Here is an 18,480-nt window from a genome sequence, read left to right as displayed (position 1 = left end):
GGGAAAGCCCCGCGCGCACACTTCTCCAAGGCTGCCGGCCGGCACCTGCAAAAAGCGGGATTGCGACTTAATCGGGCTTTAACGTTCTGCTGCAATTTTCCATAGCAACCTGAATGATCGTCGGGTTTTTGCCTCTGGAGCACCGCGGCGTTGCTGGACGCCGCCCGCATCTCTTCAAAAGGATGCCTCAAAGGCGGCCAGCATGTCCCGAAATGAAACCGCTGCTGATCGGTTGGCCGGACCGTAGCCGGGCCGGGAAGGCCGTTCAGCGGACAGAGTGCTACAGCACCCGTTATGCGTCCAAGGACGACTGGCGCTGTAGCGGGAACGAGGGCAGCGCGATGAATGATGTGGCGTCGGGCGGCGCAGACATCAGCAGGATCATTCTGGAGGCAAGCGGTGAAACGCTTGGCGCCGCCTTGCTCGTTTTCGGCCGGGACGACACCATCACCTTCGCAAGCGCCTCGATACTGCAATTTTTCCCCGTGCCAGCCGCCATGCTGGTTCCCGGGACGCGGCTGCGCGATTTTCTGGGGGCGGTATACGATACCGGCGTGCGCCCCGGAACCTTGCCGGAGTCCAGCCGGCACAGGCCGAACCGCGAAGACTGGATCGCCGAGCAGATGGCGCTCCACTGGCGGGAACGCTACGAGAATGTCGAGAGGGCCGGCCGTACGCGCTGGCTCTCTCTGCGTCAGCGGCGGCTGTCGAGCGGTATCGGCCTTCTCGCCGTCAGCGACGTCTCCGAACAGAAGAAGCGCGACGAGCAGGCCCGGACCGATCTCCAGCGGATCGCCCTGACGGAAGAGATCCTCAACGCTCAGCCCAATCCCATCTGCGTCAAGGACAGCAACCTCCACTACATCGCCGTAAACAAGGCCTTCTGCGTCATCCACGATCTCGCGCCGGACGCCATGCTCGGACGTTCCGCCTCGGATCTCGTAGAAACGGAGCTTGCGGAGCACTTCGAACGGTCGGACCGCCACGTCCTGGAGACAGGCATGCCGCATTCGGAGGCGGAGCATATCGTTCGCGCCGACGGCAGCGACCTTTGGGTCGTGACGCGCAAATATCGTATCGGCCTGCCCGGCCGCCATTTCGTTGTCACCTGCATGACCGACGTCACCGATATCGCCGTCTGGTATGACGGCTCGGAAAAAGGCGGCGACACCGGTCTGCAGATCCGGGACTATAGCATCTTCACGCCCGCGCAGAATTTCTACGATCCCTTCCGGTCGCTCGACTTGCAGCAACTCGCCCACGCCGGATCGAAGATCGACATGCTGCCGGCTCGGGAATTGCGCGTACTTCTGGCGACCGCCGACCGGGACACGGAAGAGCGATTCGTGGCGCGGCTGCGCGGCTTCGGGCTCGACGCCTGTGCGGTCCGCAATGGCGAGGAACTCGACGCCTTCGCGCTGGCTGCCGAGGCCCGCGGATTGGAGATCGACCTTCTTCTGCTCGACACCGCTTTTCCGGAGAAGCATCGCGTTCTCGCCTCCTGGCGCGCCTGTACCTGGGTCGAGGTATCGAGCGATATGGATGCGACGATCCTGCTTGGGGAGATCTTCGCTGTCCGTGCCCGCGGCGCGCGTTCGCCGTTGCTGCAGCCCGAACGGGGGATTGCGCTCGACCGCGATCTCGCGCCCGCGACGCATGCGCCGACGGTGGAAGTCCTCGTCGCGGAGGACAACCAGGTCAACCAGTTCGTCTTCGCGCAGATCCTCGAGGGGCTCGGGATTTCCCACCGGATCGCCGCGGATGGAAGAGAAGCGGTGGACCTCTGGCACGAACTCCAGCCCGCATTGGTTCTGATGGACGTCTCCATGCCGGTGATGAACGGCTTTGAAGCCGCCATTGCCATTCGACAGGCTGAGAAGCGCACGGGCCGTCATACGCCGATCGTGGCCGTGACCGCCCAGGCGCTCGATATCGACCTCGAGCGCTGCAGGACATCGGGAATGGACGACCACATCATGAAGCCGGTCAGCCCGGATATGATCGAGATGCTGCTGCGGAAATACCTGCCGGCGGCCGAAAGGCACGCTTCGGGTTCTGGTCGGAGCGGATCGCAATGACATTGCAGGAGCTCGGCATCGATCGGGCGAAGCGGGACAGGCCGTATAGTGCCTCCTTCGTCGATCCATTGACCGAGCTCGGCAATGCACGCCACCTCAAGCAAACCGTCTGCGCCCTCGCGGCCGAACGGGCAAGCGATCCCGCACCCTTTACCATCGCCCTCGCAAATCTGGACGGGTTCAAGCCGATCAACGACCTCTTCGGCCCTGAGGCCGGCGATCAGATCCTGCGCCAGGTGGCGCACAGGCTGAAGGCCTGCGTTCCCGAGGGCGCGACGGTGACGCGTACCGCGGATGACGAATTCGCCATCGTCCTGCCGCTGGTCTTTGAACGAAGGAGTGCGGAGAAGCGCGGCCAGATGTTAAAGGAAGTGCTCTCTTCGCCCTTCGCACTCGGCGACCGGAACGTTCGGCTCTCGGCCTCGTTCGGCTTTGCTGTCTATCCCTTTGCCGGAGACACGTTCGACGACTTGCTGAAGAGCGCCGATACCGCGCTCTACCGCTCCAAACGGCGCGGCCGCGGACAGATCACCGTGTACTCGCAAGAGATCGCACAGGAGATGAAGCACGCGACGCAGCTTGAGCAAGCACTGCGCAATGCGATCATCGCCGGTGGGATCGATGTCCACTTTCAACCGATCGTCGATCTGCGCAGCGACCGTCCGGTGGGTTTCGAGGCGCTGGCGCGGTGGTGCGACGCCGACCTCGGCTATGTCTCGCCGGCGGTGTTCGTGCCTTTCGCGGAAGAGCGCGGATTCATCGACGCGCTTTCCGAAATGCTTCTGCGCAAGGCGGCGCGGGCTGCCCTGTCCTGGCCGGAGGACCTCTTCCTGTCCTTCAACCTGTCCTCGGTCCAGCTGATGGATCCGGCGACGAGCGCTCGGCTCCTGGCAATCACAGCTCAAGTGGGCCTCGACCCCCGGCGACTCGAACTCGAGATCACCGAGACCGCTGCGATGGCCGACGCCGGCACTGCCCAGAGGATCGTCACCGAATTGAGAGCGGCCGGCGTGCGCGTGTCGCTGGACGATTTCGGAACGGGCCAGTCGAGCCTCGGGCGGCTCAGGGATTTTTCCCTCGACAAGGTGAAGATAGACCGGACCTTCGTTTCGGGGATTTCCACCGACCGGACTTCAGAACATATCGTCAAGGCTATCGTTTCGATGTGCGAGGGGCTGGAACTCGCCGTGGTCGCCGAAGGCATCGAGCATTCATCCGAGGCGCTGAAGCTCAAGGCGCTCGGCTGCGGCCTGGGACAGGGCTATTTCTACGGCAAGCCCGCCGATGCCGATGCCACCTTGCGTTACCTTTCCGAGCATTACCCGGATATGGCGGCGGCGCGCTGAAGCGCCTCATGCCCGCTTGCGGTTCCGGCCCCCGACCGGTCGCGGAGGCCCTCCTCCAAAAGCCAGTCCCGGATGCGGCGCGCCTGACTGTTGAGTTCGCGTGACCGCGGCCAGACGACGTAGAAGGCCTGGCCGGTCCTCAGCACATGCCCCCCGACCGGCACCAGCGCGCCGGAGCGCACCTGTCGGGCGGTCAGATGCTCCCAGCCGAGCGCAATGCCCTCTCCCGCCAGCACGGCCTGGATCACGAGCACGTAATCGTTGATCGCGAGCCTTTTGCCTTGCGCCGGATAGGCAAGGCCCGCGCTCGCGAACCATTCGGTCCAGTCGCAGGCCCGCCTTACGGGCTCTTCGAGGTGGATAAGATTGTGCCTGATGAGGTCAGCGGGCGTTGCCGGCAGCCCATGCATCTCGATATAGGCGGGTGTCGCCACGGCCTGGACGACTTCATCGGCCAGCACCGCCGCATGATAGCGCGGCCAATGGCTGGGGTCCCCGCCGCGAATGCCGAGCGGGATCGGCTCCTCATCCAGATCGAGGTCGCGCACGCTCGTCTGGATGCGAAGGTCGATCTCCGGCAGGTCTTCCCGCAACCGGGCAAGCCGCGGCAGCATCCACATGGAGGTGAAGGCCGTCGAAGCCGCCAGCGTCACATTGGTCTCGCGCCCTTTGGCGCGGATGTCTTCGGCCGACTTCTGGATCCGTGCGAGGCCGACCGAGACATCCGCGTGAAACTTTTCTCCGGCCTCCGTCAGTTCGACGGCCCGGTGCACACGTTGGAACAGGGGCACGCCCAGCTGGTTCTCGAGTCCTCGAATGGCGTAGGACACCGCTGCCTGAGTCATTCCGAGCTCACCGGCAGCGCGTGTGAAGTTCTGATGCCGGCCGGCTGCCTCGAAGACGATGAGGCTCGCGGCAGACGGTAGGAGACGGCGCAGGTTTTCCATAAGTGCCACTTATATCAAGCGTCGAATTTTTCCTGCGTTACAATAGCCTCTCTCGTCAATACCATCATTGCAAATGATGGGAGATCGACCATGGAAGTGTTGGAAGCAACCGGCGAGGCGCCGAAACGGACCCGGAGCGGGCGACCGCAGCGACGCGAGGGCAGCAAGAATCTCGGCGTCCCCTACATCGCCCGCAATATACCGACTTATGACATCCTCGGCGAGGAGAACCTGGAGCGGATCGAAGGGGTGGCCGACCGCATTCTCGCCGAAGTCGGCATCGAATTTCGCGACGACCCGGTGGCGCTCGACCACTGGCGGCGCGCCGGGGCCAAAATCGAGGGTCTTCGCGTCACCTTCGAGCCGGGGATGCTGAAAGAGATCGTCCGCTCGGCGCCGGCGCAATTCACGCAGCACGCCCGCAACCCCGCCCGCAGCGTCGAGATCGGCGGCCGCAACGTGGTGTTCTCTCCGGCTTACGGTTCCCCCTTCGTCATGGATCTGGACAAGGGCAGGCGCTACGGCACCATCGAGGACTTCCGCAATCTGGTGAAGCTCGCCCAGTCGAGCCCCTGGCTGCACCACTCCGGCGGCACCATCTGCGAACCGTGCGACGTGCCGGTGAACAAACGTCATCTCGACATGGTCTACAGCCACCTAAAATACTCCGACCGCGCCTTCATGGGGTCGATTACCTCGGAGGAACGTGCCGAGGATTCGATCGAAATGGCCCGCATTCTTTTCGGTGCCGAATTCGTCGACGGCAACTGCGTCATTCTCGGCAATGTCAACGTCAACTCGCCGCTCGTCTGGGACGGCACGATGACGAAGTCGCTGCGGGCCTATGCTCGCGCCAACCAGGCCGCGGTGATCGTGCCGTTCATCCTCGGCGGCGCGATGGGGCCGGTCACCAATGCCGGGGCGATTGCCCAATCCTATGCCGAAACGCTTGCCGGCTGTGCGCTGACGCAGCTCGAACGCAAGGGCGCGCCCGTCATCTTCGGAAACTTTCTTTCCTCGATGTCGCTCCGCTCGGGCTCGCCGACCTTCGGCACGCCGGAACCGGCGATCGGCAGCATGGTCATCGGCCAGCTCGCGCGCCGGCTCGGCCTGCCGTTGCGCTGCGCCGGAAACTTCTCCAACTCGAAGCGCCCGGATGCACAGGCGATGCAGGAAGGCGTCATGTCGATGCTGTCGGCCGTACATTGCGGCGCCAATTTCGTCCTGCACTCGGCAGGCTTCGCCGACGGCCTGCTGGCCATGTCCTACGAAAAATTCATGATGGACATGGATTTCTGCGGGGCGCTGCATTCCTATCTTGCCGGCGTCGTTGTCGACGACAATACGCTCGCCATGGACGCCTTCCTGGAAGTGGGCCCGGGCAGCCACTTCCTTGGCTCCGGCCACACGATGCGCAATTATCAGACCGCCTTCTGGGACAGCGCCCTTTCCGATAACGAACCCTTCGAGAAATGGGTGGAACAGGGCGAAACCGACATGGCGCTGCGCGCGAACAGGAGCTGGAAAAAGGCTCTCGCCGAATACGAGGCGCCGCCCTTGGATGCGGCCATCGACGAAGCGCTGAACGACTATGTCGCAACGCGCAAGAACGGCATGCCCGACGCGTGGTACTAAATGCAAAGAAAATAATGGAGTAGGCCGCCCAGCGCAACTGAATGCAGGGCGGCCTACTTGGGTAGAGCGGCGCACGCGCCGAAGCGCAGCCGCATTTTTCGTGTCAAAAGTTCAAGGTGAACCTTGCGCCGATTGAGCCCGTAAACTGTGTTGTTTGTTCGATTCGCGCCGGGCCAGGAGAGTACGAATCGGAATCGCTGGCGACGAGTCCAGTCCGTGAACGGGGATTAACGATCTCATACGCATCGTTGCGCACACCAAGTCCGCCGTACAGACTCAACTTGCCGGCCCCCAATGCCAGGAGCGAGACACCGGCACGAATTTCAGCCATGCCGGCCAGATCGTCACGCTCATCCTCGACATTCAACGCCGCGGGTAGGTTCGACGCGGTCTGCACCCCGTCGAACGCGCCATGCGCGTAGAGGACGGCAGCACGCCCCTCGATAAAGCCCTCGATCGAGGGTGTTAGCGCCGTCGTCTTCCGGAGTGCGATCATCGGACCGACCGAGACGGCGTCAACCTCTTCATCAAGTGTTATGAAGCCGCCGCCGACGCCGCGCACGGACGACCCGAAGTTCAACCGGCTGAGGGCGCCATATGCGCCAAGCGCGATATCGGCGTCCAGCGGACTGAAAGCGAGCTTATGAGCTGCGGCAACAGAGGTGCGACGGAAGTCGGCGTCGGCAGAGATGTTCGCTTCGCTTCCCGCGCCTGCGACAATGAGACCGGGGGAAGGGGTTCCGTCCAGCGGGAGCGTGTCCAGAAAAGGACGTGCGCCCGTCGTCGGCAGTGCCAGCCGAATGTCGTCGTCGTCCCTGGCGATCAGGAAGTCTGCCGCAAGGTAAACGTCTCCCAGCCGGAGGCCGGAACCCCAGTAATCGCCGCCGACCTCAGCGCCAGCGGACGAAATGTCCAAGCCGCTATCCGGCTGAGTGATGAAGAGGAAACTGCCTTGGTCGATGGCAGCTCCGAACCCGTTCGTGACGTTCATGTCAACATAGGCGGCGCCGAGCCAGATATTCATCAACCCGTCTGCGGTATCAATGGTTTCTGTCTGGGGTTCGGCTGCCAGTGCACTGCCGACAGCTAGCGGTGATGCCGCAATTCCCAGAAAACCTGCCACAGCAAGAAAAGTTCGTGTCCTCATGTCGATCCCTCATCGCGAAAGCCCTCCCGGACCTCTACCTAAAATGGCAGTAATTCACAAGGGATATTTCGCAAGCGATTCTATTTCAGAAGAAAATATGAGGGTTAAAGTAATAGAAGTATCGAATATTTCCGTTATATCTCAGTACATCTCCATATATTTCACAAATTATTATTATTTAATACAAACGAAGTAATTGGTGTATGAGGTTTGTACCAATTTGTTCACGAAAAAAGAGCGGCGCCAGTCGGTGCCGCTCCTTCTTTATCATTGTAACGCGTATGCAGCTTACTGCTGTGGGGCAGGTTCCGCAGGCGCCGGTGCCGGGGTCGTACCCGTTGCCGAAGTTGTCGACGTATCGACCGGCTGGTCGGCGTTACGCTCGGCCATTACCTGCGATTTCGTCTTGAACTCCGGCGCGGCCTTCAGGGAGTCGGCCGTTTCGGTGGTCGTCAGCTTGATCTCATCCGAATCGGGCTGGTCGGCAATCGCGATCTTGTCGAACGGAACTGCGACGTTCTTTTCCCCGATGCCGAGGAAGCCGCCAACTCCGACGATGGCAGCAGCGATACCGCCTTCCTTCTCGATGATCAGGTCGTTGATCTCGCCGATGCTTTCATCGCTGGCATTGTAGACGGACTGGCCGATATAAGTATTCGCGGACACTTGGTCTTCCGCTTGCTCCGTCAGGTAGCTGGCGTCACCAGCCGCCATATCGGTCGTCTTGTCTGCCGTATCCGGTGTCTGCGCCTGCTCGTCGGCGGCCGGCGGGGTAGCCGGAGCCGGGGCGGGTTCCATGGTCTGGGTTTCAGGTGCCGTAGCCGGAGGCGTCGTGGTTTGCTGTGCGAAGCTCATCGGGGCAACGGCAACGCCCACGAGAAGCGCGCCAGCGGCAACGGAAGATATAAGTCTCTCTTTCATGTCAGACTGCCTTTCGTTGACGTTGTCGGCTAGAGGGCATTACGTGCGCTTTTCGCCCGCATTCCCTTCCAGCCCTTTGGCATCGATCACGATGTCATCACCGTGATCCAGGCGCAGCCTCAAGTTGGGCCAGGGATGCTGCGCCGATGACACTCAAGCAACGCCCGGCAACGCAAACTGTTCCGGAAAAAGTGAACGCCGAGCTGGCCGGCACGAGGCTTCCATTGGTGTGCGCTCGATGCGGTTGCGCCGCATGCTCGGGTGAACACGCGGCGCAGAAGCTCGCATTCCGGTTGCCTTTCGCAGGGGACGCCTTCATGGCTCCAGGGGTCCGGGGGCGAAGGCTCGATCAGTGACTTTCGCGCAGAACCTCGCTGCCGCTCTTGCCGACGAGGAAATCGAGGTCCGCGCCCCTGTCGGCCTGCAGCACCGTGTCGTGATAGAGTTTGTAGTAGCCGCGGTGCCATTTCTGTTCGGGCGGCTGCCAGGCCGCCATGCGGGCCGCCAGTTCTTCCTCGCTGACGAGCAGGTTCAGCTCGCCTTTCAGGGCGTCGAGGCGGATCCGGTCGCCAGTCCTGACGATCGCCAGGGGCCCGCCGGCATTGGCTTCTGGGCTCACATGAAGAACGACGGTGCCGAAGGCGGTGCCGGACATGCGCGCATCTGAGATGCGCACCATATCGCGCACGCCCTTTTCGACGAGCCGGCGCGGAATCGGCATGTTGCCGACCTCCGCCATGCCGGGATATCCCTTCGGTCCGCAACCCTTGAGCACGAGGATCGTGTCTTCGGTGACCGGCAGGTCGGGATCGTCGATCTTGGCCCTGAGGTCTTCGATCGTGTCGAAGACATAGGCGGGCCCCTCGTGGGCGAGCAGATGTTCGCTTGCCGCAGACGGCTTGATCACCGCACCGTTGGGCGCAAGATTACCCTTCAGCACGCGAATGCCTGCCGCCGCACGCAACGGGTTATCTAGCGGGCGGATGACATCGTCGTTATAGACCTCCGCGCCCTCCCAATACTTGCTGATCGGAACGCCGAAAACCGTCGGTGCGTCGGGATGCAGCAGGTGCTGGATCCGATTCATCACGGCCGGCAGGCCGCCCGCATAGGCGAGATCCTCGATCAGATACTTGCCCGACGGCATGCAGTTGACGATGCAGGGCACCTGACCGCCCACCCGATCGAAATCCTCGAGACAGAGGTCGATACCCGCGCGCCCGGCGATCGCCAGCATGTGGACCACGGCATTGGTCGATCCGCCGACGGCGGCATTGGCGATGATGCCGTTCTCGAAATTCTCCTTTGTCAGGATCTTCGACAGCCTGAGGTCCTCGTGGACCATCTCGACGATGCGCTTGCCGGTCATGTGCGAGAGCGCCATGCGGCGGGCGTCGACCGCAGGCAGGGCGGCGTTCGTCGGAAGCGACAGGCCCATGGCTTCCACGATCGACGCCATCGTCGTCGCCGTGCCCATGGTCATGCAGACGCCTGGCGAGCGCGACATGCCGCTTTCGGCGGCCATGAATTCCTGCAGGCTCATTTCACCGGCGCGCACCGCCTCCGAAAACTTCCAGACATCCGTGCCCGACCCGATATCCTTGCCCTTCCACTTGCCGTTCAGCATGGGGCCGGAGGAAACGACGATCGTCGGGAGGTCGACCGAGGCCGCTCCCATCATCTGGCCCGGAGTGGTCTTGTCGCAGCCGCCGAGAAGCACGACGCCGTCGATGCCATAGGCGCGGATAGCCTCTTCGACATCCATTGCGAGCAGGTTGCGGAAGAGCATGGCGGTCGGACGCATCTGCGTCTCCCCGAGCGACGACACCGGAAATTCGACCGGAAAGCCCCCCGCTTCCCAGACGCCGCGCTTCACCCCTTCGGCGAGAATACGCAGATGGCTGTTGCAGGGCGTGAGTTCAGACCAGGTGTTGCATATGCCGATGATCGGCCGGCCGTCGAACACATGGTCGGGAAACCCCTGATTCTTCATCCAGGACCGATGAATGAAGCCGTCCTTGTGCGTGCCGCCGTACCAGTGACGGCTTCTCAGTTCTTTTTTCTTGTCGCTCATCCGAGCACTCCTTCCACCGCGATTCAGCGCAATGGAGCAATTGTATGATTTTTCGCCGGCGCGACGCCAGTCTTTGTTGTTCGGCGGATTTAAAGTCGGAATGCGGGCTCGAAGCGCCCTTTGACCTCGATCCCGAGGTCGAAGGTTTTCCCGCCCTGCGGGTCGGCTGCCCGCGCGGCGTCGTCCATGCCTTGCCAGGCTGATGTCACCAGCAGCCGTTCGGCCCTGGCGCCGACGAAAGCCGGGCAGCTCGGCTGCGTCGCCGGCACGGCGTAGCGGGCGACCTTCCGGCCGTCGGGTTTATAGACCTCCACGGCGCTTGCGCCCCACCGGGCGTTCCAGATCAGCCCGTCGGCATCGCAGACGGCGCCGTCGACGCCGCCCGGGCTCGTGCTTTCGTCCGAAAGCAGCACCGGATCGCCGGTCGGGAGCGCTGTCGCCGGATCTATGTCCACGCGCATCAGCTGGTTGACGTCGGTGTCGGTGAAATAGGCGGTAGCCCCGTCCGGGGAAAAGCAGATCGCGTTGGGAATGGTGATGTTGCCATAGAGCCTCGTGACGCGGCTGCCGGCCACATGGTAGATCGCACCCGCATGTTTCTCGGCGCTGCGCCCCATGGTGCCGACCCAAAGCGCGCCGCAGGGATGGACGCGTCCGTCGTTGGAGCGGTTGCCCGGCTTTTCCTCGAGCGTCGCGAAATGGCGTAGCTTCGAGCTTTCGGTGTCGCGCACGAAAAGGCCCTGATCCGAGGCGATCAACTGCCGTAGCGGATCGATCGTCGCAAGCACGCTGCCGAGGAAGGGCAGGGAATGGATCGCCTTCCGTCCGCTTTCGAGATGAAGCTCATGCAACTCGCGGCCCGTTATATTGAACCACCAGGCCGTTCCTGTGTCGGGGTCGAAGGTGGGGCCTTCGCCGAGTTCGCACGCGGCTTCCGAAAGGGTTCGGCCGGAGAAGGGAACGAGATCGGTCACCGCTGGCCTCCATAGACGGCATCATAGGCTGCGAGCGTGTCAATGGCCCGCTGCCGCACTTCCCCGGCGCTCATCCCGGCCTTGTAAAGGCTCGAACCGAGCCCGAAGCTGCGGATCCCGATCGCTGCATAGTCGGCGAAATTGACCTCCGACACGCCGCCGACCGCCGCGATCTCGAGATCGCCCGGCAGCACCGCGCGGATCGCCGCGATGCCGGAGGGGCCGAGCACGCTTGCCGGAAAGAACTTGAGGCCGCTGGCTCCGGCGGCGGCGGCCGCCAATGCCTCCGTCGGCGTGAAAACGCCGGGCATCGTCACCATGTCTTTCGTCGCAGCAAGCCGGATGACTGCCGGCTCTACATTGGGGCTCACCATCAGCCGCCCGCCGACATCGGCGAGGCGTTCCACCTGGGCCGTCGTCAGCACCGTACCGGCGCCGATAAGGCACCCGGCCGGAGCCATTTTGACGGCCGTCTCGATGGAGCGAAACGGATCCGGCGAATTCAGTGGGATTTCGATCGCCGTGAAGCCTGTTTCGATGAGGGCACCGACCACGCCTTCCGCCTCCTCAGGCTTCAGGCCGCGCAGGATCGCGATCAGCGGGCGTTTCATCGGGGGCAGGGGGATTCTGTCCATGTTCTTTCTTTCTATCACAAAGGCCAAATCGCACGGGCGGCAGCGGAAAGACCGGCCCGCACCGCCTCATCGGCGTCGACGGCCCGGACGTTGAGGCCCTGGCTTTCGAGGGCAGTACGATAAAGCGTGCCGAGCCCACCGGAGCCGACGAGGCATACGCCGTCCACCGTGCCCGAGGCCGCGAGCGCTCCGGCGATCTCCAGGCCTATCAGGGTCCCGGACAATTGCGCTCTCGCGTCGGCGGCGCCGGTGCCGTGCAGAAGCTGCCCGGCGCGAACGGAGAAGAGCAGATTGGTTGCGAGCGCCGGGTTCTCCCTCGTGCGGCTTACTGCATCCGTAAAGGCTGCGCTCCCGGTCGCGAAGCTTTCCGCTTCTGCCACCGCGTGGCTGAGGATGGTGTGGCGCGAGATGGTGTCGAAGAGCTCACCGGTCATGAAGGTGGAAAAGCCCTCGACCCTGTCGTCGGCAAGACGAACCCATTTGCTGTGCGTGCCGGGCATGCAGACGAGATGGCTGCCGGCGCCGAGATGCCCGGCTGCGCCGAGGAGCTGCGTCTCCTCGCCGCGCATGACGTCCGGATGCCGTTGGTCGCGCTGGGCGAGGCCGGGGAGAATGCGGATGTCGCGGTCGACATCGGGAATGGCCGTGGCACGGCCGGCAATCTCGGCGAGTGCTGCGGGGGTTTCGATATACCCCGCCTCCTTCCAGCCCTGACGGGCGCCTGCCATGCCGCAGATGATGATCGGCAGATGCGCAGGCGCGGAGACCGCGGCGAGATGGCCGTCGAGAATCGTGTGAAAACCGGTCTTTGCGGCCGTCGTCATGCCCTCGGCGCTGCGGCGTTCGGCCAGCACCGCACCGTCCTCGCCGATGATCCACAGGCGGAAGCTCGATGTTCCCCAATCCACTGCGGCATAATAGCCTGCCGTCGTCAAAACACGCCTCCATCGATGATCATGGTCTGTGCGGTCATCGCCGCCGAACTGTCCGACGCCAGAAAGAGGCATGGGCCGACGAGATCGTCGGCGACCAGCATGCGCTTGAGGCACTGCCTTTCCTGCATCCGTGCGATCGATTCTTCCGTGAGCCACAAGCGCCGCTGCCGTTCCGTAACGATCATGCCGGGCAGGATCGCGTTGACGCGGATATTGTCCGGCCCGAGCTTGCCGGCGAGCGACTTGGTGAGGCCGATGATCCCGGCTTTGGCTGCAGAGTAGGCGGGGATTTCCGGCATATTGAGCATGAAGGCGATCGAGGAGAAATTGATGATCGATCCGCCGCCTTGCCGCTGCATGTGGGGCGCGACCGCTTGGCACATGAAGAAGATATGCCTGAGGTTGACGGAAAGGCTTTCGTCCCAGCTCTGCTCAGTCACCGCTTCGAGCGCCTGCCGGTCGTCGCGCGCGGCGTTGTTGACGAGGACACGGACGGAGCCGAGTTTGGCGGCCGCCTCCTCGGCTGCGGCCCGTACGGCCTCGACATCGCGAAGGTCTGCCTGGATGAAATGCGGCGCCTGCCCGGTCTGCGCCGCGACCTTCTCGCAGAGCGCCAGGCTCGCTTCCGCTGCAATGTCCACGAAGGCGACGTGGGCACCCTGCCCGGCGAATGCCTCCACCAGTGCGGCCCCTATGCCGGAGCCGCCGCCGGTGACCAGAACTCCGCGATCGCGCAGATCAGGAAACTGGCTGCTCGGCAAGGTCATGGCTTCTCCCTGTTACCGCGGCTGCGGGTTTGATTGTTCCAATATTCGGAACTGTGTTTTATTATATGGAATTATCGCGCCAATGCTTTTACCCTGTCAAGATAGCGCAGCGGAAAGCGGATAAGAATGAAGCGGAAGAAAGAAGACGATATGGAAGGTGACCTCGTCGGCACCGGCACGCTTGGCAAGGCAATGGCCGTGCTGGAGGCAGTAGCCATGGCCGACCGCCCTCAGCGCTTCACGGATATATTGCAGACCGTTCGTCAGCCCCGCGGAACCCTGCACCGGCTGCTTGGCCATCTCGTCGAAGAGGGCTTGCTGGTGCAGCGCCGGGACTTGTCCTACGAGCCCGGGCTTCGCCTGTTGAAATTTGCTTATCGCTCCTGGTCGGGGAACCGGTTTCGAGAGATCGCCGCCCCCTATCTCCTGCACCTGCACCAATTGACCGGCGAGACGGTGCATCTGGGCGTGCTGCGGGAGACCGAGATCATCTATGTCGACAAGGTGGAAAGCCGGCAGACCGTGCGTATGAGTTCGCAGATCGGCAAGGCGTCGCCGGCCTATTGTACGGGTATCGGCAAGGCGGCTCTGTCGGTTCTTCCCGCAGGCGAATTGCAGCGGATATCGACCGGAATGGCGTTTCACCCGTTCACGGCGCAAACGCATCGTTCGATAGAATCGCTCCTTGCCGAGATCGAGGAAATCCGGCACGACGGCCATGCCTTCGACCGGGAGGAGCACGAGGCGGAGATCTGCTGCGTGGCCGCCCCGATCAGCGTTCCGGAACACGACCTGGTCGGAGGGATCTCCGTGACCGGTCCCTCCTATCGGGTCAGCCTGCAGCAGCTGACCGCTTGGGCGCAGGACGTGCGCGAGGTGGCGGCAGAGATCGAGGAAGAGGTCCGGATCCGGCTTGGCCCCGGGCGGGAAAAGGGGGCTGCGGCGCCGCGTGTCCTGCCGGACGAGCAAAGGTCGCCGTGACGGTTAAGGATTACAGCATGTTTTCCACGAAAAAGTGCGCGGGACCGCTTTACGGTAAATTAGAAGTTTCGACTGGACGAAAAGGTTCAAGATAAGTAACTTCAATGCCGGTCTGCTGCCACGGCTGGTTGCATCGGGCGGAATTCTGGTGGAAGCGAAGGCGTGGGTATGACAGCGCGAGCGTCATGCTCCAGCTGGAACGCGGATGTGAGAGGCGGGCGGAAGATGATCGATTTCAGCGTGGATATATCCTCATTGGTCCTCCCTGACGGTCACGCTGTCAGCGGGTCGATCGACAGCGAGGATGATGTGCGGAGCGCGCTCGGCCGGGTGTCGGAAGGTTTCGGTTTTCGAGGCTTCATGGTCCTCGCCATTCCCGAGTCGGGGTCCCACAGCCTCACTGCGCAGGCGCTCATGACGACCTGGCCGATGGATTTCCTCAGGCGCTACGACAGTGCCCGCCTGATCGACGGCAGTCCCGTGATCCAGCGGTTGCGGCGCAGCACAATTCCCTTCACCTATGATGCTCATCTGCTGGCGCGCGGGCGTGTGGACGGAAAGGGCGAAGCTGCCATATGCGTTTTCGAACAGGCGAACATGCCGCGTGGGGTGTATCTGCCGGTCCATGATGCCGCGGGTCACCGCGCCGCCATCGCCTTCGGCGGTGACAGGTCCGCCGTGTCCGACGACGAGATGCAGGCTCTGAACCTCTGGGCCGGCCTTCTATACAGCCGGCTGAGCGAAGTCAGAACGCGCGACCGACGCGGCCCGGGCAGCCTTTCCCGCCGCGAGATCGAGTGTTTGCGCTGGGCCGCGGCTGGGAAGACGACGGTGGAGATGGCCCGTATCATGGCACTGTCGGAATATACGGTGAACCACTATCTCAACCGTGCGACGCGCAAGCTCGATTCGGTCAATCGCGTCCAAACTGTCGCCAAGGCGATACGCGCGGGCTTGATCAATTGATCGAAGCCGGGCGGGACATGAACAGAGCCCTTTTCTCTCTCATTCCTGTGACAAGCACGGGAAATGGAGGCAGGCGAACCCGTACGCGGCCGTCTTACGGCGCGAGCGGCTGAAGGCGGGGTCGGCGTTCATCGGCACGGTCGAAATGCACAGGGTTTTGCGCGTCAGAGGTGATGATCGTCAATCACCTGTTGGCATTGCTCGGCCGCTCGGGCTATTTGATAGTCGATGACTGCGATGGAACCGCACCGATGCAAGAGATGATCACGAGGGGGACGACTGATATCGATCTGCCCCGGGGCGGCGATTTCGCGCCTGAGATAGCAAGGCTCGAGACCCAGTTCGACATTATTCGCTACATGCGGCGGATTACGCCGATTTTCGGCTTCAAGACGTTTCTCATCTGTTCGATCCCTGCAGTCGAGGTAGAGCGGCTCTCCGCCACCACGGTGATCTCGAACATGCCGGCCGAGCTCCTCAACAAATATGACAGCCTTTCGATGCTGCGCTTCAGCACCGGGGTGCGACGGTTGAGAGAGACGACGACGCCGTTTCAGATCATGCTTGAAGACTGGGAGAGGGAGGGAGGCAAGCCCGACTCTGCCGCGGATTACATCGCCATGTTGCGCGACAACGGCATATTCCAAGCCAATTACTTCCCGGTCCACGATGCCGAAGGTGGCCGCGGCGCGGTCATCCTCATGGGCCCGGAAGCGGAATTACCGATGACGGCGGCGATGGAACTGCAGATGATCGCAATTCACGTCTATAACCGGCTTGCCGAGATCGGCTCTGTCTGGAAGAACACCAATACGGTTCTTTCCGAACGGGAGATCCAGTGCCTGAGCTGGACGGCCGCCGGCAAGACCAGCTCGGAAATCGCCGGTATCCTCGGCCTGTCGGAACACACGGTGAATCATTACCTCAACCACGTCACGAAGAAGCTCGACGCGGTGAACCGCACGCAGGCGGTCGTGAAGGCGATGAAAAAGGGCTATATCAGCTAGGGCCTGAGAGTCATCCTCTGCCAGCATCTCTGTGCTTGTCACAGAGATGAGAGCAGCGCCGCGTCTGCGGCGCGGGAAGCGTTCTTTCAGCCCAAGGACTTGGTCTGGCTGGATTCCTGTGACAAGCACAGGAATGAGGAAATCAAACAAGCCGCAGCGGTTATTCGATCTCAACAGCTTTAGCCGGCAGCCCCATCGGCCGGAGCAATGGCCGGCGCATCTGAGAGCATTTCGTATCCAAATGGCGCGCCTGCTCAGGAAATGAGCAGCGCAGTCTCTTGCGCATCCGCGATAGTTGAAGAGCAACTCATTGGAAAATCTGGTTTTTTCCGGAAGGCTCCAACTGGCACGCATTGTGCATATTCAGTTCCGTGTCCAGAGGGGACCATAATAAGACAGCGCCCAGGAAGGTCGCGACAGGGGCCGCCGCCGATCGCCCGTGATCCCGGATGTACGGACACGATGATCGGTTGGCGGCCCTCTCATTTTCCCGCCTGTCGCATTGGCGAAGTGCCCCGGCTCGACTATCTAATACCCAGTTCCTTAAATCGGGTGCGATTTGGGCTAGCGATAGAGCAGTCGAAAGCGTTGCGCGCCAACGAAAGAGCAAGAGGCCGACATGCCGGATGTCACCCGGGAAATGGTTTTGGAGAAGCTACGGACCGTCCGCGGTCCGGATATGGAAGGAAACATCGTCGACCTCGGCCTTGTGTCCGATGTGTTCATTTCCGACGGCAAGGCCTACTTCTCGATCACCGTGCCGGCGGATCGGGCGAAGGAGCTCGAACCGATGCGGGCGGCCGCCGAACGGGTCGTGCGCGAGATTCCCGGCGTGAAGGCCGCCATGGTGGCATTGACTGCCGACCGCAAGGCCGCTCCGCAGAAGGGCCCGGTGGAGCGGCCCCGGCCGGCCCCGACGGGCCATGCGCCGGCGCAGCGCGCGGGCGGTGCGGCACCAAAGGCGGGCATCCCCGGCGTCGGTGCCATCATCGCCGTCGCCTCCGGCAAGGGCGGAGTCGGCAAGTCCACCACCTCCGTCAATCTGGCGTTGGCGCTTCAGGCAAACGGGCTGAAGGTCGGGCTCCTCGACGCGGATATCTACGGCCCTTCGATGCCGCGGCTTTTGAAGATTTCCGGCCGCCCGCAACAGATCGAGGGGCGGCTTATCCGCCCTATGGAAAACTACGGCCTGAAAGTCATGTCGATGGGCTTCCTCGTGGACGAGGAGGTCGCGATGATCTGGCGCGGCCCGATGATCCAGTCGGCGCTCCTGCAGATGTTGCGCGAGGTGGCGTGGGGGGACCTCGACGTCCTGGTCGTGGACATGCCTCCCGGCACCGGTGACGCACAGCTGACGATGGCTCAGCAGGTGCCGCTCGCAGGCGCCGTCATCGTGTCGACGCCGCAGGACCTGGCGCTCGTGGATGCCCGCAAGGGTCTCGCCATGTTCCGCAAGGTTGAGGTTCCGGTTCTCGGGATCGTCGAAAACATGAGCTATTTCGTGGCGCCCGATACGGGCAGGCGCTACGACATCTTCGGTCATGGCGGCGCGCGCAAGGAAGCCGAGCGCATCGGCGTACCGTTCCTTGGAGAGGTGCCCCTGACCATGGGTATCCGGGAGACCTCCGATGCGGGAACCCCTCTCGTGGCGTCCGAGCCCGATGGCGAGGTCGCGCGCGTCTATCGCGACATCGCGGCGCGGGTCTGGGGAGAGGTCACCGCTGCCCGGCAGGACAAAAGCCGTGCGATGCCGAACATCGTCTTCGAATAGCGCTTCGCCGCGGTCATGCCCAAGCGACATGCCGGGGAATTCAGTGCGGCGCGACCGAGACATCCGACAGGGAAGCACCGGATCCCCGAAGGCCATTGATTTTGCGCCGGGGTTGAGTCATATCCCCTTGGCTCGCATAGGCAAGTCAAAGCGAGCCACTGCCATCGCCGGAGACTTTGGTCACCCGACTGCCGTCATGCGGCGTCGAAACGGCTGAAAGCCTTCATCGGATGAATCTGCTTTGTGGAAAATCGTGTGGCGGCTGATCCTGCGAAATCATCAAGGTTCATCGTCGT

General features: G+C 62.7%; 15 protein-coding genes. 7 read left to right on the top strand and 8 right to left on the bottom strand.

From position 1 onward, the window contains the following. The first annotated feature begins 212 nt into the window (after positions 1-212). Together ACTJKL_RS14920 and ACTJKL_RS14915 are read left to right on the top strand one after the other, a co-directional pair. Positions 213-2,078, top strand: coding sequence for a response regulator (locus ACTJKL_RS14920; protein ID WP_440853192.1), 1,866 nt, complete (start codon positions 213-215; stop codon positions 2,076-2,078). Next, positions 2,075-3,424, top strand: coding sequence for a putative bifunctional diguanylate cyclase/phosphodiesterase (locus ACTJKL_RS14915; RefSeq protein ID WP_324763014.1), 1,350 nt, complete (start codon positions 2,075-2,077; stop codon positions 3,422-3,424). The genes ACTJKL_RS14920 and ACTJKL_RS14915 overlap by 4 nt, the downstream gene beginning before the upstream one ends. On the opposite strand, the gene ACTJKL_RS14910 is transcribed toward ACTJKL_RS14915, so the two are convergent. Then, the gene (locus ACTJKL_RS14910) at positions 3,397-4,371 is read right to left on the bottom strand and encodes a LysR substrate-binding domain-containing protein (RefSeq protein WP_440853191.1); all 975 of its coding nucleotides are present in this window, start codon (positions 4,369-4,371) and stop codon (positions 3,397-3,399) included. The two genes, ACTJKL_RS14915 and ACTJKL_RS14910, sit on opposite strands and share 28 nt — an antisense overlap. Before the next feature lie 90 nt (positions 4,372-4,461). On the opposite strand from ACTJKL_RS14910, the gene ACTJKL_RS14905 reads away from it, so the two are divergent. Further along, entirely contained in the window at positions 4,462-6,006 is a 1,545-nt protein-coding gene (locus ACTJKL_RS14905) for a trimethylamine methyltransferase family protein (RefSeq protein ID WP_440853190.1), read from the top strand. Positions 6,007-6,109: 103 nt separating this feature from the next. Here the strand turns inward: ACTJKL_RS14905 and ACTJKL_RS14900 are convergent, their stop codons facing one another. The 7 genes from ACTJKL_RS14900 to ACTJKL_RS14870 all read right to left on the bottom strand — a co-directional run bounded on the left by ACTJKL_RS14900 (position 6,110) and on the right by ACTJKL_RS14870 (position 13,459). After that, positions 6,110-7,153: a hypothetical protein gene (locus ACTJKL_RS14900; RefSeq protein WP_440853189.1), complete on the bottom strand. Its 1,044-nt coding sequence runs from the start codon at positions 7,151-7,153 to the stop codon at positions 6,110-6,112. 288 nt (positions 7,154-7,441) lie between these two features. Then, positions 7,442-8,074, bottom strand: coding sequence for a PRC-barrel domain-containing protein (locus ACTJKL_RS14895; RefSeq protein WP_100669277.1), 633 nt, complete (start codon positions 8,072-8,074; stop codon positions 7,442-7,444). 349 nt (positions 8,075-8,423) lie between these two features. Beyond that, positions 8,424-10,148 carry an IlvD/Edd family dehydratase gene (locus ACTJKL_RS14890; RefSeq protein WP_440853188.1) on the bottom strand — a complete coding sequence of 575 codons (1,725 nt, stop codon included), beginning with the start codon at positions 10,146-10,148 and terminating at the stop codon, positions 8,424-8,426. 89 nt (positions 10,149-10,237) lie between these two features. Beyond that, the gene (locus tag ACTJKL_RS14885; RefSeq protein WP_440853187.1) at positions 10,238-11,122 is read right to left on the bottom strand and encodes an SMP-30/gluconolactonase/LRE family protein; all 885 of its coding nucleotides are present in this window, start codon (positions 11,120-11,122) and stop codon (positions 10,238-10,240) included. Further along, positions 11,119-11,757: a 2-dehydro-3-deoxy-6-phosphogalactonate aldolase gene (locus ACTJKL_RS14880; RefSeq protein ID WP_440853186.1), complete on the bottom strand. Its 639-nt coding sequence runs from the start codon at positions 11,755-11,757 to the stop codon at positions 11,119-11,121. The genes ACTJKL_RS14885 and ACTJKL_RS14880 overlap by 4 nt, the downstream gene beginning before the upstream one ends. Positions 11,758-11,771: 14 nt before the next feature. Continuing rightward, positions 11,772-12,692, bottom strand: a complete 921-nt coding sequence (locus tag ACTJKL_RS14875; RefSeq protein ID WP_275596675.1) for a 2-dehydro-3-deoxygalactonokinase — start codon at positions 12,690-12,692, stop codon at positions 11,772-11,774. Continuing rightward, positions 12,689-13,459: an SDR family NAD(P)-dependent oxidoreductase gene (locus ACTJKL_RS14870; protein WP_440853185.1), complete on the bottom strand. Its 771-nt coding sequence runs from the start codon at positions 13,457-13,459 to the stop codon at positions 12,689-12,691. The genes ACTJKL_RS14875 and ACTJKL_RS14870 overlap by 4 nt, the downstream gene beginning before the upstream one ends. Positions 13,460-13,579: 120 nt before the next feature. Between ACTJKL_RS14870 and ACTJKL_RS14865 the strand changes: the two genes are divergently transcribed. From ACTJKL_RS14865 to ACTJKL_RS14850, 4 genes are all read left to right on the top strand, one after another. Beyond that, on the top strand, positions 13,580-14,440 hold the full coding sequence (locus ACTJKL_RS14865) for an IclR family transcriptional regulator (RefSeq protein ID WP_411922040.1): 861 nt from the start codon (positions 13,580-13,582) through the stop codon (positions 14,438-14,440). 225 nt (positions 14,441-14,665) lie between these two features. After that, a complete protein-coding gene (locus ACTJKL_RS14860) occupies positions 14,666-15,406 on the top strand; it encodes a helix-turn-helix transcriptional regulator (protein ID WP_100669263.1) in 741 nt (246 codons plus the stop codon). 173 nt (positions 15,407-15,579) lie between these two features. Then, entirely contained in the window at positions 15,580-16,413 is an 834-nt protein-coding gene (nurR, locus tag ACTJKL_RS14855) for a LuxR family transcriptional regulator NurR (RefSeq protein ID WP_411921944.1), read from the top strand. Positions 16,414-17,032: 619 nt separating this feature from the next. Continuing rightward, entirely contained in the window at positions 17,033-18,184 is a 1,152-nt protein-coding gene (locus ACTJKL_RS14850; protein ID WP_100669261.1) for an Mrp/NBP35 family ATP-binding protein, read from the top strand. The last annotated feature ends 296 nt before the right edge of the window (positions 18,185-18,480 follow it).

Source organism: Sinorhizobium sp. 22678, assembly GCF_052044265.1.
GTDB classification, from domain to species: domain Bacteria; phylum Pseudomonadota; class Alphaproteobacteria; order Rhizobiales; family Rhizobiaceae; genus Sinorhizobium; species Sinorhizobium meliloti_A.
This window is presented reverse-complemented; position numbering and strand designations above follow the sequence as displayed.

Excerpts from the sequence above, each read along its gene's own strand:
- ACTJKL_RS14920 (WP_440853192.1), top strand. The coding sequence starts at position 213 with ATGAAACCGCTGCTGATCGGTTGGCCGGACCGTAGCCGGGCCGGGAAG.
- ACTJKL_RS14915 (WP_324763014.1), top strand. The coding sequence starts at position 2,075 with ATGACATTGCAGGAGCTCGGCATCGATCGGGCGAAGCGGGACAGGCCG.
- ACTJKL_RS14910 (WP_440853191.1), bottom strand. The coding sequence starts at position 4,371 with ATGGAAAACCTGCGCCGTCTCCTACCGTCTGCCGCGAGCCTCATCGTC.
- ACTJKL_RS14905 (WP_440853190.1), top strand. The coding sequence starts at position 4,462 with ATGGAAGTGTTGGAAGCAACCGGCGAGGCGCCGAAACGGACCCGGAGC.
- ACTJKL_RS14900 (WP_440853189.1), bottom strand. The coding sequence starts at position 7,153 with ATGAGGACACGAACTTTTCTTGCTGTGGCAGGTTTTCTGGGAATTGCG.
- ACTJKL_RS14895 (WP_100669277.1), bottom strand. The coding sequence starts at position 8,074 with ATGAAAGAGAGACTTATATCTTCCGTTGCCGCTGGCGCGCTTCTCGTG.
- ACTJKL_RS14890 (WP_440853188.1), bottom strand. The coding sequence starts at position 10,148 with ATGAGCGACAAGAAAAAAGAACTGAGAAGCCGTCACTGGTACGGCGGC.
- ACTJKL_RS14880 (WP_440853186.1), bottom strand. The coding sequence starts at position 11,757 with ATGGACAGAATCCCCCTGCCCCCGATGAAACGCCCGCTGATCGCGATC.
- ACTJKL_RS14870 (WP_440853185.1), bottom strand. The coding sequence starts at position 13,459 with ATGACCTTGCCGAGCAGCCAGTTTCCTGATCTGCGCGATCGCGGAGTT.
- ACTJKL_RS14860 (WP_100669263.1), top strand. The coding sequence starts at position 14,666 with ATGATCGATTTCAGCGTGGATATATCCTCATTGGTCCTCCCTGACGGT.
- nurR (WP_411921944.1), top strand. The coding sequence starts at position 15,580 with ATGATCGTCAATCACCTGTTGGCATTGCTCGGCCGCTCGGGCTATTTG.
- ACTJKL_RS14850 (WP_100669261.1), top strand. The coding sequence starts at position 17,033 with ATGCCGGATGTCACCCGGGAAATGGTTTTGGAGAAGCTACGGACCGTC.